The sequence below is a fragment of the Nocardiopsis halophila DSM 44494 genome, assembly GCF_000341245.1.
GTDB classification, from domain to species: Bacteria; Actinomycetota; Actinomycetes; order Streptosporangiales; family Streptosporangiaceae; genus Nocardiopsis_A; species Nocardiopsis_A halophila.
The window spans coordinates 20,800-45,290 of the sequence record NZ_ANAD01000024.1 but is presented as its reverse complement, the minus strand read 5'-3'; the positions used below and the strand labels follow the sequence as shown (position 1 = coordinate 45,290).

Sequence of the window (24,491 nt, the reverse complement as noted above, 5' to 3'; positions counted from 1 at the left end):
CCCGGCCCGGCCGGTGCAGATCGTGGTCGCCGGCAAGGCGCACCCGGCCGACGAGGGCGGCAAGCGCCTGATCCAGGACATCGTGCGCTTCGCCGACGACCCGCGGGTGCGCCACCGCCTGGTGTTCCTGCCCGACTACGACATGGCGCTGGCCACCGCCCTGGTGCAGGGGTGCGACGTGTGGCTGAACAACCCGCTGCGCCCGCTGGAGGCCAGCGGCACCTCGGGGATGAAGTCGGCGCTGAACGGCGGGCTCAACCTGTCGGTGCGCGACGGCTGGTGGGAGGAGTGGTTCGACGGCTCCAACGGGTGGGCCATCCCCACCGCCGACGGCGTGGAGGACCCCGACCGCCGCGACGACCTGGAGGCCGGCGCCCTGTACGACCTGGTGGAGCACCAGGTGGCGCCGCTGTTCTACGACCACGACGCCGGCGGCCTGCCCAAGCGCTGGCTGGAGATGGTCAAGCACACCCTGGTCTCACTGGGGCCCAAGGTGCTGGCCACCCGGATGGTGCGCGAGTACACCGAGCGCCTCTACCAGGGCGCGGCCGACTCCTCGCGGCTCCTGCTGGCCGAGGACGCGCAGGGCGCGCGGGAGCTGGCGGCCTGGAAGCGGCGGGTGCGCGCCGGCTGGCCGGCGGTGCGCATCCAGCATGTCGACCTTGCCGGGGCGGCCGGGGCGCCGCAGGTGGGCGGGCGGCTGGAGGTGCACGCCACGGTCGAGCTGGGCGCACTGGCCCCGGAGGACGTGCGGGTGGAGGCGCTGATCGGGCGGGTCGGCGACGGCGACCGGCTGGAGGAGCCCGAGGCGGTGGCGCTGGAGCCGGACGGCGGCGAAGGGCCGCGCTACACCGGGACGGTCCCGCTCTCGCGCGCCGGGGCCTGCGGGTACACCGTGCGGGTGCTGCCCCGCCACCCGCTGCTGACCTGCCCGGCGGAGATGGGGCTGATCGCGCTGCCCGCCCCGCCGCAGGCGATGGAGGACGGCATCGTGCTGCGGTGAGGAGGCGGTAGAGCCGGCGGAGAGACGGCGGAGAGGCGTTATCAGGGCGGTATGTCCCATTGTTGACCGTTCGGCCATAATGGGAGGGAACGACAGGGGAGCGCTCCGGCGCTGAGAGTGCGGTCCGACCGCAGACCCTTAGACACCTGATCCGGGTCATGCCGGCGAAGGAAGTCGTAGGACCCGCCCGTGCGCCGGGCGCTCTTGGCTCACGCCCCCTCGTGTCGCGCAACCGATACGAAGGGACATCCGCATGAAGTCCGTCAAGGCCGTCCTGGCCGCCCTGCGGGGCCGCCTGCCCCGCTGGCGCACCGTCGACATCGTCGTGGCCGCCGTCCTGGGCGTCGCCGTGGGTGTGGTGTTCTGGTTCTGGGGCATGCTCTGGTCGGTGACCGAGCCGGTGTTCCTGGTCTTCCCGCCCGCCCAGGCCGTGCTCTACGGCGTCTGGCTGGTCCCCGGCGTGCTGGGCATGCTGGTCGTCCGCAAGGCCGGCGCCGGGGTGCTCACCTCGGTGGCCGCGGCCGCCGTCTCGGCGCTGCTGGGCACCTCCTGGGGCCTGATGGTGCTGGTCGCCGGGCTGGCCCAGGGGCTGCTGCCCGAGCTGGTCTTCGCCGGGGCCCGCTACCGCCGCTGGGGCATGGGGATCTCGGTGCTGGCCGGCGCCGCCGCCGGGCTGGCCCCGGTGGCCATGGACCTGACCCTGTACTACCCGACCTGGCCGCCGCACTTCATGGCCGCCTACGGCGTGCTCGTGGTGGCCAGCGCCGCGCTGATCGGCGGCGTCGGCAGCCGCGCGCTGACCAGCGCCCTGGCCCGGGCCGGAGCGCTCTCGCCCTTCCCCTCGGCGCGCGGATGAGCCCGACCGGTCCCCGGGGCGCGCGGGTGCGCGCCGCGGGGTGGGGCTGGCGCCACGCCGGGCGCGAGGCCTGGGCGCTGCGCGGGGTGGACCTGGAGATCGCGCCCGGCGAGCGGGTCCTGCTGCTCGGCCCCTCCGGGGCGGGCAAGTCCACGCTCCTGCAGGCCCTGGCCGGGCTGGCCGGCCCGGAGGCCGCCGTCACCGGGCAGAGCGAGGGCGAGCTGCTGGTGGACGGCGCCCCGCCCGGGCGCGGGCGCGGCGCCGCGGCCCTGGTGGGCCAGGACCCGCAGGCCCAGCTGGTGATGGCGCGCACCGGGGACGACGTCGCCTTCGGCCCCGAGAACCTGGGCCTGGCGCGCGAGGAGATCGCCCCGCGGGTGTGCGAGGCGCTGGCGGCCGTGGGCTTCCCCTACGGGCCGGAGCGCCCCACCGCCGCCCTGTCCGGCGGCGAGCAGCAGCGCCTGGCGCTGGCCGGGGCGCTGGCCATGCGGCCCCGGCTGCTGCTCCTGGACGAGCCCACCGCCAACCTCGACCCGGACGGGGCGGCGCTGGTGCGCGGGGTCGTCGCCGGCCTGGCGGCCTCCAGCGGCGCCACCATGGTGCTGGTGGAGCACCGGGTGGCCGACGCGGTCGGCCTGGTGGACCGGGTGGTGGTGCTCGAACCCGGCGGGGGCGTGGCCGCCGACGGCCCGCCGGACCGGGTGTTCGCCGAGCACGGCGCCGATCTGGCCGCACGCGGGGTGTGGGTGCCCGGGCGCGAGCCCCGGGCCCCGCGCGGCGGGGGGAGCCCCGGCGAGGTGCTGGTCGAGGCCTGCGGGCTGCGCGCGCTGGAGCCGCGCGCCCCGGGCGGGCCGGCGCGCGGGCGGCGGGCCGTGCTCGACGGGGTGGACGCCGTGGTGCGCTCCGCTGCCGTGACCGCGCTGACCGGGGCCAACGGCGCCGGGAAGTCGACCCTGCTGGCGCTGCTGGGCGGGCTGGCCCGCCCGGACGGCGGGCGGGTGCGTCCGGCCGGGGCGCTGGCCGCGGCCGACGGGCGGGACCTGGGGCGCTGGCCGGCCCGGCGGCTCGCCCGGCACGTGGGCACCGTCTTCCAGCAGGCCGAGGACCAGTTCGTCACCGGCACCGTCCGCGACGAGCTGGAGTTCGCCCCGCTGCGGGCCGGCGCACCGCCCCGGCGCGCCGCCGCGCGGGCCGAGGAGCTCATGGGGCGGCTGCGCCTGGACGGCCTGGAGGGGGCCCACCCCTTCACGCTCTCCGGCGGGGAGAAGCGGCGGCTGTCGGTGGCCACCGCGCTCAGCTCCGACCCCGAGCACGCTCCCGACGTGCTGCTGCTGGACGAGCCCACCTTCGGCCAGGACGCGGTGACCTGGGCCGAGGTGGTGGAACTGCTGGACGGGCTGCGGGCCCGGGGGCGGGCGGTGGTCGCCGCCACCCACGACGAGCGGCTGCTGGACGGGTTCACCGACACGCGCCTGCGGCTGGGGAGCGATGGCTGAGGCGGCGGTGGAACGGTGCTGAGACGACGCAACCCCGCGGCCAAGCTGCTGGCCGCCCTCCTGGTGGCCGCCGCGCTGGTGCCGGTGCTCGACCCGGTCACCGCCGGGGCCGTGCTGGCCGCCGTGGTGCTCGTGCTGCCCTTCGCCGGGCTGCGGGCGCGCCCGGTCCTGCTGCTCTTCCCGCCGCTGCTGCTGGCCGCGGCCTCGGTGGCGGTGGTCAACCTGCTCTACGGCGACGCCGGCGCGGCGGCCGCGCTGGGCCTGGGCCTGCGGCTGGCGGCCATCGCCCTGCCGTGCGTGCTGGCCGTGCTCACCAGCGACCCCACCGAGACCGCCGACGCGCTGGTGCAGCGGCTGCGGGTGCCCGAGCGGCCCGCCCTGGGGGTGCTGGCCGCGCTGCGCCTGGTGCCGCTGCTGGCCGAGCAGTGGCGCACGCTCACCCTGGCCCGGCGGGCGCGCGGCCTGGAGGCGGGGGCCAACCCCGCCGCCGCGGTGCGGCTGTTCGCGGGCAAGGTGTTCGCCCTGCTGGTGCGGGCGGTGCGGACGGGGACGCGGCTGGCCGCGGCGATGGACGCGCGCGCCTTCGGCACCGGGCCGCGCACGCACGCCCGGCGCAGCGTGTGGACCGCCGCCGACACCGCCCTGGTGGCCGGGACGGCCGCCGTTCTGGCCGGTGCGCACGGGCTGTCGCTGTGGCTGGGGACCTGGCGCCTGCTGTTCGCGTGAGGGCGTGGTAGACAGCCAGGGACAGTGGCCCCGGAGCGAGGAAGGCGGCAGGAGTGGGCGAGAGCGTGCGGGAGTTCGTGCGGGTGGAAAAGGACCCGACCCACCCGGCGGTGGCGGTGGTCCGGCTGGACCGGCCCAAGATGAACGCGCTGAACGCGCAGGTGCAGCGGGAGATCGGGCAGGCGGCCGCCGAGGTGGCCGCGGACGCCTCGGTGGCCGCGGTGGTGCTCTACGGCGGCGAGCGGGTGTTCGCCGCGGGGGCCGACGTCAAGGAGATGGCGGACATGTCGTTCGCCGACATGAGCGCGCACTCGCGCACCCTGCAGGACTGCTTCACCGCGGTGGCCCGGATCCCCAAGCCGGTCGTGGCCGCGGTGACCGGGTACGCCCTGGGCGGCGGGTGCGAGCTGGCGCTGTGCGCCGACTTCCGGATCGCGGCCGAGGACGCCAGGCTGGGCCAGCCCGAGATCCAGCTGGGCATCATCCCCGGCGCCGGCGGCACCCAGCGGCTGCCGCGGCTGGTGGGGCCGTCCCGCGCCAAGGACCTGATCTTCACCGGGCGGCACGTGGACGCCGCCGAGGCCGAGCGGATCGGGCTGGTGGACCGGGTCGNGGGGGGGGGGGCGGCGCCCCGCTACACCGGCGGCCCGGCGGTGGCGCTGCGCGCCGCCAAGGAGGCGGTCGACCGGGGCCTGGAGACCGACCTGGACACCGGGCTGGAGATCGAGCGGGTCCAGTTCGCTGGCCTGTTCGGCACCGAGGACCAGAAGGCCGGCATGCGCAGCTTCGTGGAGAAGGGCCCCGGCAAGGCCGGGTTCACCGGGCGCTGAGCCCGGCGCGTGCACAGGAGCGTACGGAGGAGCCTGCGAAGGAGGAGCCGATGCGGGTGTGGGGCCTGGACGCCGTTCCGGCCGGGGAGCGGCCCGACCTGCTCGCGCCGCCCGTCGCCGCGGCCCTGGAGGGCCTCAAGGGCGGCGAGGGGGAGCAGGCGCCGCTGGTGGCGCCGATCGACCCGGAGCTGGCCGACACCGCCGCCTGCTGCGAGCACTACGGCGTGCCTCCGGAGGCCTCGGCCAACTGCGTGGTGGTGGCGGGCCGGCGCGCGGGCGAGGTGCGCATGGCGGCCTGCGTCGTCCCGGCCACCGCCCGCGCCGACGTGAACGGGGCGGTGCGCCGCCTGCTCGGGGCGCGCAAGGCCTCCTTCGCCCGGCAGGAGGACGCGGTGGAGGCCACCGGCATGGCCTACGGCGGCATCACCCCGGTGGGGCTGCCCGCCGCGTGGCCGGTCCTGGTCGACGCCGCGGCAGCGGCCTGCCCGCGGGCGGTCGTCGGCAGCGGGTTGCGGACCTCCAAGCTCATCGTGCCCGGTACGGCGCTCGCGCGCCTGCCGGGGGCCCAGGTCGTCGAGGGGCTGGGGGTTCCGGCCGGGGGCTGAGGGCCCGCCGCGGCGGCGGGGGCGGGCGGTCCGGCGGAACCGCGCGCCCCCGGCTTCCGTCATACTCATAGGGTTGCCCGAACCGTTCGGGGCCCGCGGAACCGCCCGCGGACGGCCCCCGGCCGACGGCTAAGCTGGTGTGGTGCTATGCGGGGTTTGAGGGGATGAGCAGGCAATGGCTATGACGGCAGGTTTCCCCGAGGGCGAGGAGCTGCCGGAACGCGTCGGCCCTTACACCATCCGGCGGCGCATCGGCCAGGGCGGCATGGGCGTGGTCTACCAGGGCGTCGACCCCCGGCAGGACCGCCTGGTGGCGATCAAGGTGCTGCGCTCGGAGGTGGCCGGCGACGCGATCGCGCGCGCCCGGCTGGCCCGCGAGGTGGAGACCATGCGCCGGGTGCGCAGCCGCAACGTCGCCGAGGTGATCGACGCCGACACCGAGGCCGAGCTGCCCTGGGTGGTCACCGAGTACATCCCCGGGCCCACCCTGGACGCGACCGTGGAGGACCACGGTCCGCTGCGCGGGCGCGCCCTGACCCGCTTCGTGGGCGGCATGGCGCGCGCCATCGACGACATCCACGCCGCCGAGGTCGTCCACCGCGACCTCAAGCCGGGCAACGTCATCATCTCCAACGGCGAGCCCATCGTCATCGACTTCGGCATCGCCCACGCGGTGGACGGCGCCAAGCTCACCCAGACCGGCACCTTCGTGGGCACGCCCAGCTACCTGTCGCCGGAGGTCATCGAGGGCACCGCGCTGGGCCCGGCCACCGACGTGCACGCCTGGGGCGCGACCGTGGCCTTCGCGGCCACCGGCACCCCGCCCTACGGCGCCGGGTCCTTCGAGGTCATCTTCTTCCGCATCCTCAACGGCGAGATCAACCTGGACGGGATGCCGGACCAGCTGCGCCCGCTGGTGACCGCCGCGGTCTCGCGGGACATGGCGGCCCGGCCCACCGCGGCCCAGCTGGTCGCCGAGACCTCCCGGCTCAACCTTGACCTGCCGCTCAGCGACGACCTGGCGGCCTACGTGGGCTCGGGGACGACCGGCGCCCACACGGTGCACGCCCCGATGCAGGAGCGCCCGCAGGAGCCGGCCGACGAGCCCGGCGAGGCCCCCCGGACGCAGGCCTACGACCCCTCCTCCACGCAGCAGGCCCAGCACACCCAGCAGGCCCAGCACACCCGGGTCGCCCCGGCCGAGCCGCAGCCCGAGGTGCGCACCTACTACGCCGACGACGCCGAGGACGACGACCACGCCGCGCAGGGGCCGCACACCCAGTACTTCAACTCCACCCTGCGCCCCGAGGACTTCCGCGACATCCTGACCCCCGTCGGCCAGGAGCGCCGGGACGCCTCCCCCGACAGCACCGCGATGTTCGCCGGCGAGGAGATCCAGGAGGGCTACACCACCTCCCGGGAGTACGGCGGCGGCACCGGGCGCACCAGCCGCACCGACCGGGTCTCGGACTACTTCGGCGACTACGGCGGCGAGGGGCACGACGACGACCGCTGGTACCTGCCCAAGCTCTACCTGCTCCCGCTGGCGGCGCTGGTCGCCGGCCTGGGGCTGGTCGTGCCGACCATCGGCTTCGTGGTCGGGATGGTGCTGGTGAGCGTGCTGGGCGCGCTGGACAAGGTCAAGGGCGACCACGCCCGGCGGCTGCAGACCCGCGGACCGCGCAGCTCCGACACCATGGTGGTGGCGCTGAGTATGCCGGTGGCGCTGCTGCGCACGATCGGGGTGAACCTGCTCTTCGGGCTGGGGTACCTGCTCGTCGGGGTGGTCGTGGGCATCATCATCGGCCTGCTCACCGACACCAACTCGGCCAACAACGTCGGCTCCTACGCGGTGTTCGTGATGCTGCTGCTGACCATGGTCGGCCCCAACGGCAAGGGCGCCCGCCGTCAGTCCCTGGAGCTGGTCGACCGGGTCGGCTTCGGCAACATGTACGTCTACTGGGCCGTCATCGTCTTCACCGTGCTGTTCGCGCTGCTCGTGCTCTCCTTCGGGTTCGGCTCGGCCCCGGTGTGGACCGGCTGGCAGCCCAGTGCGCCGCTGGGCGGCTGAGCCGGGCCGGGCCCTGTTCGCTCTGAGCGCACACCCGCGTTCGCCCTCCTGGCTACCAGTCAGTAACATCGGGGGTGTCAGAGAGCGACGAATCGGGAGGCGCGGGACCGGAACGCGCCCCCGCCGCCGGATGCGACCAGCGCATTTGGCACCCTTAGGGACCACGGACGCGCCCGCGTCCGCGCCGTCCGAGCGGGCGACGCATGGGAGTGCAGGGAGGTCGGCCACCGGCCATGAATATTGTCGTTTTGGTCAAGCAGGTCCCGGACACGGCGACCGAGCGGAAACTGTCGTCCGACGACTTCACGCTGGACCGCGCCGCGTCGGACGGGGTCATCAACGAGCTCGACGAGTACGCGATCGAGGAGGCCCTCCTCCTCCGCGAGAAGCACGGGGGCGAGGTCACCGTCCTGACCATGGGTCCGGACCAGGCGACCGACTCCATCCGCAAGGCCCTGTCCATGGGCGCGGACAAGGCCGTGCACCTGGTCGACGACGCGCTGCACGGCTCGGACGCCCTGCAGACCGCCTACGCGCTGTCCAAGGCGCTGGGCACGATCGAGTTCGACCTGGTCGTCCTCGGTTCGGAGTCCACCGACGCGCGCACCGGCGTGGTCGGTGCCGCGCTGGCCGAGTACCTGGGGCTGCCCCAGCTCACCCTGGCCGGCAAGGTCGACGTGGACGGCTCGGCCGTCACGGTGCAGCGCCAGACCGACTACGGCTACGACGTCGTCGAGGCGCAGCTGCCCGCGGTCGTCTCGGTCGTGGAGAAGATCAACGAGCCGCGCTACCCGTCCTTCAAGCTGATCATGCAGGCCAAGAAGAAGCCGGTCGCCAAGCTCGGCATCGCCGACGCCGGCATCGAGGCCGAGCGGGTCGGCACCGCCGCCGCGGGCACCGAGACCGTCGAGGCCAGCCCCGCCCCGCCGCGGGCGGCCGGCACCGTCGTCAAGGACGAGGGCGACGGCGGCGCCAAGGCCGCCGACTTCCTCGCCGAGAAGAAGTTCCTGTAGGTCCGGCGGAGACGAAAGAGGGGTTAGAGACATGGCTGAGGTCCTCGTCCTCGTCGACCACGTCGACGGTGAGGTCAAGAAGGTCACCACCGAGCTGCTGACCGCCGCGCGGCGGATCGGCGAGCCGTCGGCCGTCTGGGTCGGCGAGGCGACCGACTCGGGCAAGGCCAAGCTGGCCGAGTTCGGCGCGCAGAAGGTCTACACCGCCCCGGCGGAGCTCAACGACTACGTCGTTGCGCCCACCGCCGAGCTGCTGGCCAAGCTGGCGCAGGACAAGGGCGCCGGCGCGATCCTGGTCTCGGCCACCGCCGGGAACAAGGAGATCGCCGGGCGCACCGCGGTCAAGCTCGGCTCGGGCGTGCTCACCGACGTGGTGGACGTCACCGCCGAGCTGGTCACCGACCACAGCATCTTCGGCGGCGCCATGGTCACCAAGGCCAAGGTGCGCACCGGCACCCCGGTGGTCGCCGTCCGGCCCAACTCGGTCCCGGCCGAGCCGCAGGCCGGCGACGCCGCCGAGGAGGCCGTCCAGGTGGAGGTCTCCGAGGCCGCTAAGGGCGCCCGCGTCGTCGAGCGCGTCGCCCAGGAGCAGGGCGAGCGCCCGGAGCTGACCGAGGCCGCGATCGTGGTCTCCGGCGGCCGCGGCGTCGGCTCGGACGACTTCACCGTGGTGGAGAAGCTGGCCGACTCGCTCGGCGCGGCCGTGGGCGCCTCGCGCGCCGCGGTGGACGCCGGCTGGTACCCCAACCAGTTCCAGGTCGGCCAGACCGGGAAGACGGTCAGCCCGAACCTGTACATCGCGCTGGGCATCTCCGGCGCGATCCAGCACCGGGCCGGCATGCAGACCTCGAAGAACATCGTGGCGGTCAACAAGGACCCCGAGGCCCCGATCTTCGAGATCGCCGACTTCGGCGTTGTGGGCGACCTGCACACGGTCGCCCCGCAGCTGACCGAGGAGGTCGGCAAGCNGGCCCGGGCCACAGGCCCGGGCCCGCCGCGCGTGTGCGGGCGCCGTATCCTTGGGGGCGCCATGGTGTATCTGGATCACGCCGCGACGACGAGCGTCCGCCCCGAGGCCCTCGCCGCGATGACCGAGGAGTTCGGGCGCCTGGGCAACGCCTCCTCCCTGCACGGGGCCGGGCGGGCCGCCCGCCGGGTGGTGGAGGAGGCCCGCGAGGACGTCGCCTGGGCGCTGGGCGCCTCCCCCAACGAGGTGGTGTTCACCGCCGGCGGCACCGAGGCCGACAACCTGGCGGTCAAGGGCCTGTACTGGGCGCGCTCGGGCGCCGATGCGCGCCGGCGCCGGGTGCTGGTGAGCAGCGTGGAGCACCACGCGGTGCTGGACCCGGCGCGCTGGCTGGCCGACCACCAGGGCGCCGTGGTCGAGGAGCTCCCGGTGGACGCGCGCGGCGCGGTGCACCCGCAGGACCTGCGCGCGGCCATCGAGCGCGACCCCGGAGACGTGGCCCTGGTCTCGGTGATGTGGGCCAACAACGAGGTGGGCACCGTGCAGCCGGTGGCCGCCCTGGCCGAGGTCGCCGCCGAGTTCGGGGTGCCGATGCACACCGACGCGGTGCAGGCCGTGGGCGCGCTTCCGGTGGACTTCTCCGCGCACGGCGGCCTGGCGGCGCTGACCGCCTCGGCGCACAAGCTCGGCGGCCCGGTGGGCGCGGGCGCGCTGGTGCTGGCGCGCGGCGTGGACCCGGTGCCGGTGCTGCACGGCGGCGGCCAGGAGCGCGACGTGCGCTCGGGCACCCTCACGGTGCCGCTGCTGCGCGGCTTCGCGGCCGCGGTGCGCCCGGCGGTGGCCGAACGCGCCGAGCACGCCGAGCGCCTGAGGGGGCTGCGCGAGGAGCTGGTGCGCGCGGTGCTCAAGGCGGTGCCCGACGCGGTGCTCAACGGCGACCCCCAGGAGCGCCTGCCGGGCAACGCCCACCTGACCTTCCCCGGCTGCGAGGGCGACGCCCTGCTGATGCTGCTCGACGCCCAGGGGATCGCCTGCTCGACCGGGTCGGCGTGCTCGGCCGGGGTGGCCCGGCCCTCGCACGTGCTGCTGGCCATGGGCGCCGACACCGACACCGCGCTGGGCTCGCTCCGCTTCAGCCTGGGCCGGGACTCCGCGCCCGAGGACGTGGAGGCCCTGGGCGCGGCGATCGGACCGGCGGTGGAACGGGCGCGCGCCGCGCACGGCACCCGGCGGCGCTGAGCCCCGCCCGGGGCCGCCGGGGCTACCGCTGGCGGCGGATCGGCTGGGTCAGGGTGCCGATGAACCGCCAGTCGGGGTCGAGGCTGCTGCCGACCGAGGCCCCGTGCGGCCACTGCCGCGCCTCCTCCTCCAGCCGCGGCATCACCCCGGCCTCGGGGTCCAGGTACAGGTAGAGGCGGCGCTTGCCGGCCGAGGTCTCCTGGCCGAACAGGGCGCCGTCGTCCCCGGCCAGCCGCTGCAGCCGGGTGGAGAAGGCGTCCATCTCGGCCGCGGCCTCGGCGGTGGGCTGGCGCTCGTCGTCGGCGTCGCTGTAGGCCAGCTCGATCCGGGCCAGCAGGGTGAAGGCGGGGTAGTCGCGGCGCCGCAGCGGGTGGCGGGCCTGCACCTCGATCACGCCGCGCAGCGGCACCCGGGCGCGGAAGGACACCCACGAGCCGCCGGAGCCGCCGGTGAGCTGGTCGACCACCGAGGGGACCGCGGTGNGGGGCGCCCCCAGCGGGTCCAGCGGCTTCTCCACCAGCGCGCTCACCTCGCCCACGGCGCGCACCCGGTCGTCCTCGCCGACCGCGAGCAGCAGCACGTGCTCGGCCACCCCGGCCCGGTCCTGCTCGGAGAGGAACATGAAGTCGGGGTGGTAGACCCCGGCGTCGATCCGGCCCCGCCGCTGATCCACCCGCAGCTCCACGCTGGCGTGCGACAGGTCCAGCTCGTGGCCGTTCCAGTCCAGGCCCCCGGCCAGGGCGCGGTGGTCGGCCGGCACCGCGGGGCGGAAGAGCCACTCCGGCTCCTCCGGGGCCGCCCGGGACCAGCGCTCGGAGAGCACCCGCGCCTCGTCGTCGGCGCCGGGGCGCAGCGTCAGCGCATAGCCCGGGGCCGCGGCGGGCTCCTCCCCGTCGGCCTCCGACAGCCGCCGCAGCAGCTCGTCGGGGTCGGCGTCGAGCGGGGCGGACAGGTCCTCCAGGCCGGTCTCGGCGGGTTCGGGGGCCGGGCCCACCTCCCAGCCCAGGGCCGGGTGGATGCGCTGCACCAGCTCGGTCACGCGCGCCGCGGCCTCCTCGGGGACGGGCTCGGAGGCGTCGACGGCGGCCGCCAGGGCCGGGCGGAGCCCGGGCCAGGCGGCCCAGAAGGCGTCGACGTTGACGGCGGAATCGGACGCGGGGGAACGGCGGCGACGGAACAGAGCCATGGTCCGATTTTCGCAGAACCGGGGGCCCACCTCGCACGGGCGCGGGCGCGCGAGGGGGCCGCGAGGGGGCGCCGGGCACCCGCGGCGGGCGCATAGGCTGGAGGGGCTATGACTCTGCGTGTACTGGCCGCCATGTCCGGCGGCGTCGACTCGGCCGTGGCCGCCGCCCGCGCCGCGGAGGCCGGCCACGAAGTGACCGGCGTCCACCTGGCACTGTCGAAGAACCCGCAGTCCTACCGGACCGGCGCCCGCGGGTGCTGCACGGTCGAGGACTCCCGGGACGCCCGGCGGGCCGCCGACGTGATCGGCATCCCCTTCTATGTCTGGGACATGGCCGAGGAGTTCGACCGCGACGTGGTCCAGGACTTCGTGGCCGAGTACGCCGCCGGCCGCACGCCCAACCCGTGCCTGCGCTGCAACGAGAAGATCAAGTTCGAGGCGGTGCTGGACCGGGCGGTGGCGCTGGGCTTCGACGCGGTGTGCACCGGCCACCACGTCCGCAAGGTCGACGGGCGCCTGGTGCGCAGCGTCGACGAGGGCAAGGACCAGTCCTACGTGCTCGGCGTGCTCACCGCCGAGCAGCTGGAGCACGCGATGTTCCCGCTGGGCGACTGCTCCAAGGACGAGGTGCGGGCCGAGGCGGCGCGCCGCGGGCTCTCGGTGGCCGACAAGCCCGACAGCCACGACATCTGCTTCATCGCCGACGGCGACACCGCCGGGTTCCTCAACCGGCGCCTGGGCAGCGCCCCGGGGCCGATCAAGGACGAGGACGGCAACGTGGTGGGCGAGCACGAGGGGGCGCACGCCTTCACCGTGGGCCAGCGCAAGGGCCTGGACCTGGGCGGGGCCCCGGAGCGGCGCTACGTGCTGTCCATCGAGCCGGTGGAGAACACGGTGACCGTGGGCCCGCGCGCGTCCCTGCGGGTGGGGTCGATCCGCGCCGTCCGCCCGGTGTGGAGCGGCCGGTCCGCGCTCACCGAGGCCGACGGGGAGCTGGCCTGCACGGTGCAGCTGCGCGCGCACGGCGAGGTCTACGGCTGCACCGCGCGGTGCGAGGGCGGCGGCCTGCGGATCGTGCTGGACGCGCCGGCCACCGGGGTGGCCCCGGGGCAGACCGCGGTGCTCTACGAGGGCGACGCGGTGCTCGGCTCGGCGACGATCGCGGCCACCGACCCCGCTCAGGAGCCCGCCCTTTCCTAGCCGCTGCCGGTTAGGTTAGCCTTAGCAACGCCGACCGGGTGGTCCGGGCGGCGCGGACGCCGGGAGGGCGTATGGAGTACGGGTTCCTGGAGGGGCGTCCCTTCTGGATCGTCTACTCCGCGCTGTACGCCATCGTCTTCGTGCGCACCCAGGCCACCTACTGGATCGGCCGGGGCCTGGGGGCGGGCGTGCACCGCTCCCGGCTCGGCGAGCGCCTGGGGCCGCGCCTGGTCCGCGCCGAGCGTCTGATCGACCGGTTCGGCCCGCCCGTGGTCACCGCCGTCTACCTCACCGTCGGGGTGCAGACCGCGGTGCACCTGGTGGCCGGGGCCATGCGGATGTCCTTCGTGCGCTACCTGGCGGCGATGCTGCCGGGCTGCGCCCTGTGGGCGGCGGTGTACAGCCTGGGCGGCATGGCGGTGCTCGCCGCCTGGTGGAGCGCCTTCACCCGCTCCCCGGCGCTGGCCGTGGCCCTGGCGGTGCTCGCCGCCGCCGCGGCCGTCGGCGTGCTGGTCCACCGGCGGCGCCGCGCCGCCGACCGGCGGGAGTCGCCTACCCTTGTCGGACGTGACTGAGCCCCGACGCCACCCCTGGCCGAACGCGAGCGCGACCGGAATCGGGTCCTACCCCGGGACCGACCCCGACGAGGCGGCACGGATCGTCTTCGGCGAGCTGCCCGAGTTCCCGCACCTGCCCGAGCTGCCGGAGCGCGGCGCCGGCGCCGACACGGTCGGCCGCACCGCCGCCCTGCTGGTGGACCTGCCGGTGGAGGTGCAGCCCACCGGCTGGCGCGTGGCGCGCGCCCCGGGGCGGGACCTGGCCCGGGCCCGCAGCTTCCTCTCCTACGACCTGGACGCCGTGCAGCACCACGGCCACGACCGCTTCGCCGGCCCGGGCGGTTCCGGTGACCCGGGGGGCGTGTTCAAGATCCAGGCCGCCGGTCCGTGGACCCTGGCCGCGGCGGTCGAGCTGCGCGGCGGCGAGCGGATGCTCGCCGACCCCGGGGCCGTGGCCGACCTGGCCGCCTCCCTGGAGGAGGGGCTGCGCGCGCACATCGCCGAGGTGGCCGCGCGCCTGCCCGGCGCGCGCCTGGTGGTGCAGGTCGACGAGCCGGGGCTGCCCGCGGTGTCCCAGGGCCGGGTGCCCACCGCCAGCGGGCTGCGCCGCATCCCCGCCCCGGACCGGGTGGCCGTCGAGGAGCGGCTGCGCTCGCTGGCCGGGGCGATCGCCGGGGCCGGCGCGGTCCCGGCCGTGCACTGCTGCGCCGAGGAGGCGCCGGTGGGGCTGTTCCACCGGTGCGGGTTCCGCGCCCTGGGGCTGGACGCCGCGCTGCTGGCCCCGCGGGACGACGAGGCCCTGGGCACCGCCCTGGAGGACGGCGTCGGGCTGCTGCTCGGTGTCGTTCCGGGAACGGGCCCGCGTCGCGGGGAGGGACTGTCCGACCTGGGCAGTACCGTCGATCCTGTACGGGAGCTGTGGAACCGCATCGGGCTCGACCCCGGGATGCTCGCCGACGCGGTGGTGTGCACCCCCGCGTGCGGACTGGCGGGCGCCTCACCGGACGCCGCGCGCGAGGCGATGGCCGCCTGCCGGGCGGCGGCGCGCGTGCTGCGCGACGAGCCGCGGCGGTGACACGGCGCTGGAAGAGGAAAGGACGCCCTGGGTGAGCGCGGAGAAGTCGACCGCCGTCGATTCCGTCCCCGAAGAGGTGCGCGAGCGCCATGCCGAGCTGTCGCAGGAGATCGACGACCACAGCTACCGGTACTACATGAAGACGCCCGTCATCTCGGACGCCGAGTACGACGGGCTCATGCAGGAGCTGCGCTCCATCGAGGAGCGCCATCCGCAGCTGGTCACGCAGGACTCGCCGACGCAGAAGGTCGGCGCGCCGGTCAGCAACCTGTTCGCGCCGGTGGAGCACCTGCGCCGGATGGAGAGCCTGGACAACGCCTTCGACGCCGAGGAGCTGCGGGCCTGGGCCGACCGGGTGGAGGGCGAGGCCCCGGTCGACGCCTACCTGTGCGAGCTCAAGATCGACGGCCTGGCCATCGACCTGGTCTACGAGAACGGGGGGCTGACCACGGCCGCCACCCGCGGCGACGGCAGGGTGGGCGAGGACATCACGCTCAACGCCCGCACCATCGCCGCGATCCCCGAGCGGCTGGACGAGAGCGTGCGCCCGGCGCCCGAGCTGCTGGAGGTGCGCGGCGAGGTCTTCCTCCCGGTGGAGGAGTTCGGCGCGCTCAACCGGCGGCTGGCCGCCGACGGCAAGGCCGAGTTCGCCAACCCGCGCAACGCCGCCGCAGGGTCGCTGCGCCAGAAGGACCCGCGGATCACCGCAACCCGTCCGCTCACCATGATCTGCCACGGGGTGGGCGAGCACCGCGGGGTGGACTTCGCCCGCCAGTCGCACGTCTACGACCTGCTGGCCGAGTGGGGGCTGCCGGTCAGCGACCGCTACCGGGTGGTCGGCTCGCTGGAGGAGGTGGCCTCCTACGTCGCCCACTACGGCGAGCACCGGCACGACCCCGCCTACGAGATCGACGGCGTGGTGGTCAAGGTCGACGACGTGGCGCTGCAGCGCCGCCTGGGCTCGACCAGCCGCGCCCCCCGCTGGGCGATCGCCTACAAGTACCCGCCCGAGGAGGTCACCACCCGGCTGGTGGACATCCGGGTGAACGTGGGCCGCACCGGGCGGGTCACCCCCTACGGCGTGATGGAGCCGGTCCGGGTGGCCGGGTCGGAGGTGGAGTTCGCCACCCTGCACAACGCCCAGGAGGTCGAGCGCAAGGGCGTGCTCATCGGCGACACCGTGCGCCTGCGCAAGGCCGGCGACGTCATCCCGGAGATCCTGGGCCCCGTCACCGAGGCGCGGGACGGCTCGGAGCGGCCCTTCACCATGCCGCGGACCTGCCCGGAGTGCGGCAGCCCCCTGGGGCAGCAGAAGGAGGGCGACGTCGACCTGCGCTGCCCCAACGCCCGCTCCTGCCCCGGGCAGCTGCGCGAGCGGCTGTTCTACGTCGCCGGCCGCAAGGCGCTGGACATCGAGACGCTGGGGTACGTGGCGGCCACCGCGCTCACCCAGCCCCTGGAGCCCGCCGAGCCGCCGCTCAAGGACGAGGGCGACCTGTTCGACCTGTCCGTGGAGCGGCTGCTGCCGATCCGCACCCTGGTGCTGGACCCCGACACCACCGAGCCCAAGACCGACCCGAAGACGGGCGAGCGCAAGGTGGTGACGTTCTTCGCCAACCAGGACGGCGAGCCCAAGAAGACGGTGGACAAGCTCTTCGAGGAGCTGGAGGCGGCCAAGGCCCGGCCGCTGTGGCGGGTGCTGGTGGCGCTGTCCATCCGGCACGTGGGTCCGCGCGCCGCCGAGGACCTGGCCCGGCACTTCCGCTCGATGGAGGCGATCGAGGCCGCCACCGAGGAGGAGCTGGCCTCGGTGGACGGGGTCGGCCCGACCATCGCCGCCTCCATCCGGGAGTGGTTCTCCGAGGACTGGCACCGCGAGATCGTCCGCAAGTGGCGCGCGGCCGGGGTGCGCATGGAGGACGAGGGCGCCGGTTCCGGCCCCCGTCCGCTGGACGGGGTGACCCTGGTGGTGACCGGCTCGCTGGAGGGCTTCACCCGGGACGGCGCCAAGGAGGCCGCGGCCGAGGCCGGCGGCCGGGTGACCGGGTCGGTCTCCAAGAAGACCGACTTCCTGGTGGCCGGGGACAGCCCCGGGAGCAAGTACGACAAGGCCCTCAAGCTCGGGGTTCCGGTCCTGGACGAGGACGGCTTCCGGGTGCTGCTGGCGTCCGGGCCGGATGAGGCCAGGAAGGTCGCCCGCACCGGCGAGGACGCGGACGAGGGGTGAGTCCGGGGTGCGGCGCGGCCCGGCCGCGCCGCACGCCGCGGGCGTCCTCGCAGGCCGCGGCGGTCGGTACCGGGGAGCACGGCCCCATCGCGACGGAAAACGGGCGCAAACCTCCAAGGCTTACCTAAAGTCCTTGTGCGGCGACAGCTGGTGATGAAGCGTCGTAAGCTGTGCCTGGAAGGCGCGGCTCGCGCACCGGACGAGACCGGCCGGATCTGACCGAGGGGGTGGCCGGAAGGGGTGAGACCTCCGCTCCGCCGCACATCCCGACTGCCCGAGGACGCTATGAAGGACCCCAACAACACCCGAGACGTGGGACCGCGGGCCGGCACGCCGCTGTGGCTGTACCTGGCCGGCACCACGGTGGCCGGGTGCGGCCTCCTCCTCGGGTCGCTGCTGTGGACCGGCCCGGCCGGCCTGCTGGCGCTGGCCGACCAGCCGCTGGTGTGGGTCGTGCTGTGCATGGTGGTCATCGGCGAGCTGCGGCCCATCGCCACCCCCAACGCCCCGGCCACCAGCGGGGCGCCCACCTCGCTGCCGTTCTCCTTCGCGCTGCTGATCTTCTTCGGCCTGCCCGCCGCCGCCCTGGTCCAGGCGGTGGCCACGGCGGCGGCCGGCATCGCCCGCCGGCACGCCCCGCACCGGACCGCCTTCAACCTGGCCCAGTACGTGCTCAGCTTCGGGGTGGCCGACGCGGTGATGCGGCTGTTCCACCCGCAGGCCGCGGCCGGGCCCTGGGTGCCCGACGGCCCCGAGCTGCTGCTGGTGGCCCTGGCCGGGGCGGCCTACTTCGTCACCAACCTGGTGCTGGTCGAGTGCGCGGTGGCCATGCACGAGCGGGCGCCGCTGAGCAGCGTGCTGGGCAAGGACATCGGCCAGCGCCTGTTCGTCAACGCGGTGCTGCTCAGCCTGGCGCCGCTGGTCGTGGTGGCGATGACGCACTCCATCTGGCTGGTGCCGCTGTTCGCCTTCCCGCTGGCCGCGCTCTACACCAGCGCCACCCTGTCGGTGAAGCGCGAGCACCAGGCCAACCACGACGAGCTGACCGGGCTGGCCAACCGAAAGCTGCTCATCCTGCGCACCCAGCAGGCGCTGGGCGAGGCCCGCCAGCGCCACCACCGCATCGGCCTGCTCCTGCTCGACCTGGACCGGTTCAAGGAGGTCAACGACACCCTGGGGCACCCCACCGGGGACCGGCTGCTGCAGACCGTGGCGCTGCGCCTGACGCACAGCGTGCGCCCCGGCGACCTGGTGGCCCGGCTGGGCGGGGACGAGTTCGCGGTGCTGCTGCCCCAGGTGCGCGACGCCGCCTCGGCCCGCGAGGTGGCGGCACGGCTGCGGGTGGCGCTGGCCGAGCCGGTGCGCCTGGACGGCATGGACTTCGACCTGGAGGCCAGCGTCGGCATCGCGCTCTACCCCAACCACGCCCCCGACTTCGAGCTGCTCATGCAGCGCGCCGACGTGGCCATGTACGTGGCCAAGGAGCAGCGCACCGGGGTGGAGCTCTACGCCCCGCACAAGGACCGCAACTCCACCGCCCGGCTCAGCCTCTTCGGCGAGCTGCGCCGCGCCCTGGTGGAGAAGGAGCTGGAGATGTTCTACCAGCCCACCGTCGACCTGGCCGGGCGGCGGCCGGTGGGCCTGGAGGCGCTGGTGCGCTGGCGCCACCCGCGGCGCGGAGTGCTGGAGCCGCACGAGTTCGTGCCGCTGATCGAGCAGTCCTACCTGATGCGCGGCTTCACCCACGAGGTGCTGGAGCAGACCCTGTCCCAGGTGGCCCGGTGGCGGGCCGAGGGCCTGGCGCTGCCGGTCGCGGTCAACCTCTCCGCCCGCGAGCTGCTCGACCCCACCCTGCCCGACGTGGTCGCCGCGGGCCTGCGGCGGCACGGGGTGCCCCCCGAGGCGCTGCGCCTGGAGATCGGCGAGCGGGTGATGGTGAGCGAGGCCGACGCGGTGGCCCCGGTCATCCTGGCCCTGTCCGACCTGGGCGTGCCGCTGTCCCTGGACGACTTCGGCACCGGCTACTTCACCCTGGCCCGGCTCAACGGCCTGCCGGTGCAGGAGATCAAGATCGACGGCTCGTTCGTGCGGCGGGTGGAGGAGGACGGCGACGGGCGGGTGATCGTCGCCTCCGCCATCGACCTGGTCCGCACCCTGGGGATGCGGGCGGTGGCCGAGGGCGTGGAGACCGAGGGCGTGGCCGAGGCCGTGGGCGCGATGGGCTGCCACGCCGCCCAGGGGCGGCTCTTCGCCCCGCCGCTGGAGGCCGCCGAGGCCGCCGCGTGGCTGCGCGCGCACGGCGCCGTGGCGCACGAGGGCCGAGAGCCCGCCGACGGCCATAGGATTGAAGCGCCCTGACTGCAAGAAGAGAACGGTAAGCAACCCATGTCCGCCATCACCCGCGATGAGGTCGCGCACCTCGCCCGGTTGTCGCGGCTGGCGCTGAACGAGGACGAACTCGACCACCTCGCCGCCCAGCTCGATGAGATCATCTCCGCGGTGGCCAAGGTCCAGCAGGCCGCCGAGGGCGACATCCCGCCGAGTTCGCACGCCCTGCCGCTGGCCAACGTCTACCGACCCGACGAGGCCCGGCCCGGCCTCACCCCGGACCAGGCCCTGGACGCCGCGCCGGCCGTGGAGGACCAGCGCTTCCGCGTCCCGCAGATCCTGGGGGAGGAGGAGTGATGGGCAACGAACTGATCCGCATGAGCGCCGCCGAGCTGGGCTCGGCGATCGCCGCCGGGCAGGCCTCGGCGGTAGAGGCGGCCCAGGCCTACCTGGACCGGATCGAGGCGGTCGAGGGCTCGGTCAACGCCTTCCTGCACGTGGACCGCGAGACCACCCTGGCCCAGGCCCGCGCGGTGGACGCCCGCCGCGCGGCCGGCGAGGAGCTGGGCCCGCTGGCCGGCGTGCCGGTGGCGCACAAGGACGTGTTCACCACCACGGACATGCCCACCACCGCCGCCTCCCGCATCCTGCAGGACTACCGCCCGCCCTACGACGCCACGGTCACCGCGCGGCTGCGCGAGGCCGGGCTGGTGGTGCTGGGCAAGACCAACATGGACGAGTTCGCCATGGGCTCGTCCACGGAGAACTCGGCCTTCGGGCCCACCCGCAACCCCTGGGACACCTCCCGGGTGCCGGGCGGCTCCTCCGGCGGCTCCTCGGCGGCGGTCGCCGCGTTCGAGGCGCCGCTGGCCACCGGTACCGACACCGGGGGGTCGATCCGCCAGCCGGCGGCGGTGTGCGGCCTGGTGGGCGCCAAGCCCACCTACGGCGGCTCCTCCCGGTACGGGCTGATCGCCTTCGCCTCCTCGCTGGACACCCCGGGGCCCTTCGCCCGCAACGTGCTGGACGCGGCCCTGCTGCACGAGGCCTTCTCCGGGCACGACCCGCACGACTCCACCTCGATCGACGCCCCGGTCCCGGCCGTGGCCGAGGCGGCCCGCCGCGCCGACGTGGCCGGCCTGCGGGTGGGCGTGGTCAAGCAGTTCTCCGGCGAGGGCTACCAGCCCGGGGTGCTGCAGCGCTTCCAGGAGAGCGTGGACCTGCTGGAGTCGATGGGCGCCAAGGTCGTGGAGGTGTCCTGCCCCAGCTTCGACACCGCGCTGGCCGCCTACTACCTGATCGCGCCCAGCGAGTGCTCGTCCAACCTGGCCCGCTTCGACGCCATGCGCTACGGGCTGCGCTCCGGCGACGACGGCACCCGCAGCGCCGAGGAGGTCATGGCGCTGACCCGGGCCGAGGGCTTCGGTCCGGAGGTCAAGCGCCGGATCATCCTGGGCACCTACGCGTTGTCCAGCGGCTACTACGACGCCTACTACGGCTCGGCGCAGCAGGTGCGCACGCTCATCAAGCGCGACTTCGAGGCGGCCTTCGACAACGTCGACGTGCTCGTGTCGCCCACGGCGCCGACCACCGCCTTCCCGCTGGGGGAGCGGACCGACGACCCGATGGCGATGTACCTGGCCGACCTGTGCACCATCCCGACCAACCTGGCGGGCAACGCGGCGCTGTCGGTGCCGTGCGGGCTGGCGCCCGAGGACGGGCTGCCGGTGGGGCTGCAGGTGATGGCCCCGGCGCTGGCCGACGACCGGGCCTACCGGGTGGGCGCGGCCGTGGAGGCGGCGCTGCGCGAGAGGTCCGGGAGCGACTTCCTGAGCGGCAGCCCCTACGCGGTCTGACCCCGGGGGTGCGCCCGGCACGCCGGGCACGTGAAAGGGGGCGGAGGGCCGACGGCCCTCCGCCCCCTTCGGCGTCTCACGCCCGGCGTCTCACGCAGAGACGGCGCAGACGCCCGCGGCGCCTAGGCGCCTCAGACCTCCTCGGAGGCGGTCCGGCGCTTGCGGCTCAGGTAGATCGCCGCGCCGCCGCCCGCGACCGCGGCCACGGCCGCGCCGATCAGGCCGTAGAGTGCCCCACCGGTGACCGGCAGGCCGCCCTGGTCCTCGTTCTCGTCCTCGGGGGCGGGCTTGTCCTCGCCCTTGTCCTCGTCGTCACCGCCCTCGTCGGGGGTGGACGGCGTGGGGCTCGGGGACGGCTTCTCGTCCTCGTCCTCGTCGCCGTCGTCCGGCGGCGGGGTCTCGTCGCCGCCGCCCTCGGTCCAGGTGGCCTTGGCGCCGGCGGTGACCTCGGTGGACCCGTTCTCGGCGGTGATCAGGGTCTGGGTGGCCTTCTCGCCCTCCGCGCCCCGGAACAGGCGGCCGACCTGGACGGTGGCCGTGATGGTGCCGGAGAAGGAGGCCTCGCCCGCGGCGGCGTCCTGGGGGACCTTGATGCCCAGGGTGTCGCCGTCGGCGGCGCTCTCGACCGGCTCGCCGCTCTCGGCGTCGACCAGCTGGAGCCCCTCGACGCCGCCGGCGTCCAGCACCAGCGGGACCGAGTCGGCGCTGGTCTCGACGGTGAACTCGCCGACGACCTCCCCGGCGGCGCCCTCGGCGGTCTCCGGGGTGATGGTCAGCGAGGCCTCGGGCTCGGGGACCTGGGGCTGGGACTTGGCCTCGGTGACCAGGTACTCGTAGAGGGCGTCGACCTTCTCGCCGTGCCCACCGCCCTCCTTCAGCTTGGTGCCGTTGCTGAAGTGCCAGATGGCGGCCTGGGTGCCGGCGACGGCGTCGGCCTCGTCCAGGCCCTCGACACCGGAGTTCGCCACGAGGTCGTCGATGCCGACGGTGGGGAAGGAGTTCTGCAGGATCCAGTGGACCTTGCCGGCCTGGGCGGTGTCGCCCTTGCCCGGGTAGCTGTCCCAGGAGTCCTCCTGGTAGCCGGCACCGGGGCGGATCGCGGTCTCGGCGTCGATGCAGTAGGTCTGCAGGACGGTGTCGCTGTCCTGCAGCTCCAGCTTGAACAGGTTGGTCGTGATGTCACCGTGCGTGGTCTCGACCTCGACACCGCCGGGGCCGTTGCCGATGTACTTCCCCTTGGCGCCCTCGGCCAGAGCCGGGGCCGAGGTGAGGCCGAAGGCCAGTGCGGCGGCGGCGCTCACGGCCGTGGCGGCGACCAGGCGGCGGCCGCGTCGGGGGGTGCTGTGGGGGTGGATCGTCGTGGTCAAATCGCGTCCCGTTCGGTCGGATCGGGGAAAATGGGGCGCCGCGTTCTCCCAGGTCGAAAAGGGCGGGGACGGGGGAGAAAGCGGTCGGGGAAGCCGCGCACCCGTAGGGTCGCCGAGCGGTTCTGCTCGGGTGCGCCGGGGATCGCCTGAGCCGCGGGATGTCTCGGGGCCGCGGGGCGAATTCTTCACTTCCGCACCGCCCGATCCTAGCGACCCGATTCCGGTCTTCCAACAGGGTTGGCGGATTTCTCTGGTGAATCGTCCGAGGTGTCGCATATTTCCCGTTCACCTGGGGAGCGCAAGGGGAACGAGGCCTGAATCGGACACGTCTCCAGAGTGACCGAAACCACGGGGCCGAAACCGGGCCTACCGGCGCCTCCGGAGCAGCCGCGCGGCCAGCACCGCCGCGGCGCCGACGCCCAGCAGCCCGGCCCCCAGGGCGACCAGCTGCCCCGCCCAGGTCCCGGTGAAGGCCAGCGGCCCGGTGGAGCGCGCCCCCTCGGCCGCGGGCGGCGGGCCCGCCGGGGAGGCCGCCGACGCCGAAGGCGAGGGGGACTCCGGCGCCCCGGCCTGCTCGCGGGCGGGCGCCTGCGGGCTCGGCGCGGACTCCGGCGGGGGCGTCCCCGCGCCGGGCGCCCGGGACTCCGGAGCCGCCCAGTCGGCCTTGACCTGGGCCGAGGATCCGGTGGGCACCTCCTCGGCGGCGACCACCGGCAGCGTGGCCACCCCGTTCCGGCCGGCGAACGCCCGCCCGGGCAGCAGCGCGGCGGTGGAGGCGCGGGCGTGCACGGTGGCCACCCCGGCGCCCGGCTCCTGCGGCACGTGCAGGTAGAACTCGTCGCCCTCGGCCACCTCGGCGACGGTCGCGCCGGAGGCGTCGGCCAGCCGCGCCCCGGGCGCGCCGTTGACCGCCACCCGCACCGGGCCGGTGCTGGTGGTGCTCACCCGCAGCGGCCCCAGCGGTGCCGCGGGGTCGGCGCCCTCGATCCGCCGCGGCTCCAGGTCCAGGGTGGGCGGGGCGGGCGCGGGGGCCGCGCTCTGGGCCCCGGTGACCAGGTGCCGGTAGTAGCGCTCCACCCGGGCGTCGTTGCCGCCGCTCGCGCCGGGCCCGGCCAGGTCCGCGCCGTCGGTGAAGTGCCACACGGCCGCCTGGGTGGCGGCGATCGCCTGCTCCTCGCTCAGCCCGTCCGAGCCCGGGCCCGACAGCTCCTCCAGCGGCCGTGCGGGGTAGGAGTTGGCGACCACCCAGGCCACCGGCCCGGCGGCGTCCGCGGGCGCCTCCAGTGCGGTGAAGCCGGTCTCGACGTAGGCCGCCGAGTGGTCCGCCTCGCCCTCCAGGGCGGCGCCGTAGGCGGCGACCGAGGCCGAGTCGTCCACCCGCACGCTGTAGAGCACGGTGGGCACCTCCCCGCCGCCCTCCAGGTGCACCTGCGCCCCCGGGGTCTGTTCACGCTCCACCCGGGCGGTGCCGTCCGGGGCGGCCGCGGCGGGCGGTGCGCCGGCGCAGGCCAGCACGGCGGCGCCGAGCAGCGCCGCGGCGGCGCGGGCCGGGACGCGGACCGGGGTGCGGGACAGGGTGCGGGGCACGGCGGGGCGGGCTCCTCGGCGGACGGGTGACGGGTCGCGGCCAGAGTAACCGCAGGGGCGCCCGCGTCCAGGAGGAACCGCGCGCGGGTGCCGAATCGTGCGCGGGCTGTGACATTTGGCGCCGGGCGTGCGGCGGGCGTGCGGCGGTCCGTCATCGCCGGTGCCCGGCCATCGGTAGGCTTCTCATAGGCCCCGCGGAGGCGGCCCTTGCGGCCGGCGCTGTGCGGGGGGTGACGACGACGAGCACGGAAACGGGTAGTGCGGCGATGGTCAGCGCGGTAACGAACGGCACTGCCGCGGAC

At 75.2% G+C, this 24,491-nt stretch carries 19 protein-coding genes, 1 pseudogene and 1 riboswitch; of the genes and pseudogenes, 17 read left to right on the top strand and 3 right to left on the bottom strand.

Features of this window, described 5'->3' with window-relative positions; genetic code table 11:
- From glgP to D450_RS0102995, 10 genes and pseudogenes are all read left to right on the top strand, one after another.
- A partial coding sequence (gene glgP, locus D450_RS0103040; RefSeq protein ID WP_017537203.1) for an alpha-glucan family phosphorylase occupies positions 1–1,003 on the top strand: 1,003 nt, incomplete at its 5' end.
- Between the two features lie 84 nt (positions 1,004–1,087).
- Positions 1,088–1,193: riboswitch (TPP riboswitch) on the top strand.
- 63 nt (positions 1,194–1,256) lie between these two features.
- Positions 1,257–1,859 carry an ECF transporter S component gene (locus D450_RS0103035; protein WP_017537202.1) on the top strand — a complete coding sequence of 201 codons (603 nt, stop codon included), beginning with the start codon at positions 1,257–1,259 and terminating at the stop codon, positions 1,857–1,859.
- A complete protein-coding gene (locus D450_RS0103030) occupies positions 1,856–3,355 on the top strand; it encodes an ABC transporter ATP-binding protein (RefSeq protein ID WP_241483036.1) in 1,500 nt (499 codons plus the stop codon). Before D450_RS0103035 ends, D450_RS0103030 begins: the two co-directional genes overlap by 4 nt.
- Positions 3,356–3,370: 15 nt before the next feature.
- On the top strand, positions 3,371–4,081 hold the full coding sequence (locus D450_RS0103025; RefSeq protein ID WP_017537200.1) for an energy-coupling factor transporter transmembrane component T: 711 nt from the start codon (positions 3,371–3,373) through the stop codon (positions 4,079–4,081).
- A 65-nt stretch (positions 4,082–4,146) separates the two neighbouring features.
- Positions 4,147–4,911 carry an enoyl-CoA hydratase-related protein gene (locus D450_RS0103020; protein WP_026128350.1) on the top strand — a complete coding sequence of 255 codons (765 nt, stop codon included), beginning with the start codon at positions 4,147–4,149 and terminating at the stop codon, positions 4,909–4,911.
- A gap of 50 nt (positions 4,912–4,961) precedes the next feature.
- Entirely contained in the window at positions 4,962–5,516 is a 555-nt protein-coding gene (locus D450_RS0103015) for a YbaK/EbsC family protein (protein ID WP_017537198.1), read from the top strand.
- 175 nt (positions 5,517–5,691) lie between these two features.
- On the top strand, positions 5,692–7,587 hold the full coding sequence (locus D450_RS0103010) for a serine/threonine-protein kinase (protein WP_241483035.1): 1,896 nt from the start codon (positions 5,692–5,694) through the stop codon (positions 7,585–7,587).
- A gap of 233 nt (positions 7,588–7,820) precedes the next feature.
- Positions 7,821–8,600: an electron transfer flavoprotein subunit beta/FixA family protein gene (locus tag D450_RS0103005; RefSeq protein WP_039820073.1), complete on the top strand. Its 780-nt coding sequence runs from the start codon at positions 7,821–7,823 to the stop codon at positions 8,598–8,600.
- A 31-nt stretch (positions 8,601–8,631) separates the two neighbouring features.
- Positions 8,632–9,567, top strand: a pseudogene (locus D450_RS29280) (electron transfer flavoprotein subunit alpha/FixB family protein); the annotation flags it as partial.
- 63 nt (positions 9,568–9,630) lie between these two features.
- A complete protein-coding gene (locus tag D450_RS0102995; protein ID WP_026128351.1) occupies positions 9,631–10,806 on the top strand; it encodes a cysteine desulfurase family protein in 1,176 nt (391 codons plus the stop codon).
- Positions 10,807–10,828: 22 nt separating this feature from the next.
- On the opposite strand, the gene D450_RS0102990 is transcribed toward D450_RS0102995, so the two are convergent.
- Positions 10,829–11,992 carry a hypothetical protein gene (locus D450_RS0102990; protein WP_017537195.1) on the bottom strand — a complete coding sequence of 388 codons (1,164 nt, stop codon included), beginning with the start codon at positions 11,990–11,992 and terminating at the stop codon, positions 10,829–10,831.
- A gap of 108 nt (positions 11,993–12,100) precedes the next feature.
- Between D450_RS0102990 and mnmA the strand changes: the two genes are divergently transcribed.
- From mnmA to gatA, 7 genes are all read left to right on the top strand, one after another.
- Entirely contained in the window at positions 12,101–13,192 is a 1,092-nt protein-coding gene (mnmA, locus tag D450_RS0102985; protein WP_193374819.1) for a tRNA 2-thiouridine(34) synthase MnmA, read from the top strand.
- A 71-nt stretch (positions 13,193–13,263) separates the two neighbouring features.
- The gene (locus D450_RS0102980) at positions 13,264–13,767 is read left to right on the top strand and encodes a DedA family protein (protein ID WP_017537193.1); all 504 of its coding nucleotides are present in this window, start codon (positions 13,264–13,266) and stop codon (positions 13,765–13,767) included.
- Entirely contained in the window at positions 13,760–14,824 is a 1,065-nt protein-coding gene (locus tag D450_RS0102975) for a uroporphyrinogen decarboxylase/cobalamine-independent methonine synthase family protein (protein ID WP_017537192.1), read from the top strand. Before D450_RS0102980 ends, D450_RS0102975 begins: the two co-directional genes overlap by 8 nt.
- Before the next feature lie 31 nt (positions 14,825–14,855).
- The gene (gene ligA / locus D450_RS0102970) at positions 14,856–17,051 is read left to right on the top strand and encodes an NAD-dependent DNA ligase LigA (RefSeq protein WP_017537191.1); all 2,196 of its coding nucleotides are present in this window, start codon (positions 14,856–14,858) and stop codon (positions 17,049–17,051) included.
- A gap of 285 nt (positions 17,052–17,336) precedes the next feature.
- Positions 17,337–19,409, top strand: a complete 2,073-nt coding sequence (locus tag D450_RS0102965; RefSeq protein ID WP_017537190.1) for a putative bifunctional diguanylate cyclase/phosphodiesterase — start codon at positions 17,337–17,339, stop codon at positions 19,407–19,409.
- Between the two features lie 27 nt (positions 19,410–19,436).
- On the top strand, positions 19,437–19,736 hold the full coding sequence (gene gatC / locus D450_RS0102960) for an Asp-tRNA(Asn)/Glu-tRNA(Gln) amidotransferase subunit GatC (protein ID WP_017537189.1): 300 nt from the start codon (positions 19,437–19,439) through the stop codon (positions 19,734–19,736).
- On the top strand, positions 19,736–21,235 hold the full coding sequence (gene gatA, locus D450_RS0102955) for an Asp-tRNA(Asn)/Glu-tRNA(Gln) amidotransferase subunit GatA (protein WP_017537188.1): 1,500 nt from the start codon (positions 19,736–19,738) through the stop codon (positions 21,233–21,235). The genes gatC and gatA overlap by 1 nt, the downstream gene beginning before the upstream one ends.
- 131 nt (positions 21,236–21,366) lie before the next feature.
- On the opposite strand, the gene D450_RS0102950 is transcribed toward gatA, so the two are convergent.
- Together D450_RS0102950 and D450_RS0102945 are read right to left on the bottom strand one after the other, a co-directional pair.
- Positions 21,367–22,602 carry a thioester domain-containing protein gene (locus D450_RS0102950; RefSeq protein WP_017537187.1) on the bottom strand — a complete coding sequence of 412 codons (1,236 nt, stop codon included), beginning with the start codon at positions 22,600–22,602 and terminating at the stop codon, positions 21,367–21,369.
- Between the two features lie 366 nt (positions 22,603–22,968).
- Positions 22,969–24,189 (bottom strand): thioester domain-containing protein, encoded by a 1,221-nt coding sequence (locus tag D450_RS0102945; RefSeq protein ID WP_017537186.1) that lies wholly within the window; start codon positions 24,187–24,189, stop codon positions 22,969–22,971.
- Positions 24,190–24,491 lie beyond the last annotated feature (302 nt).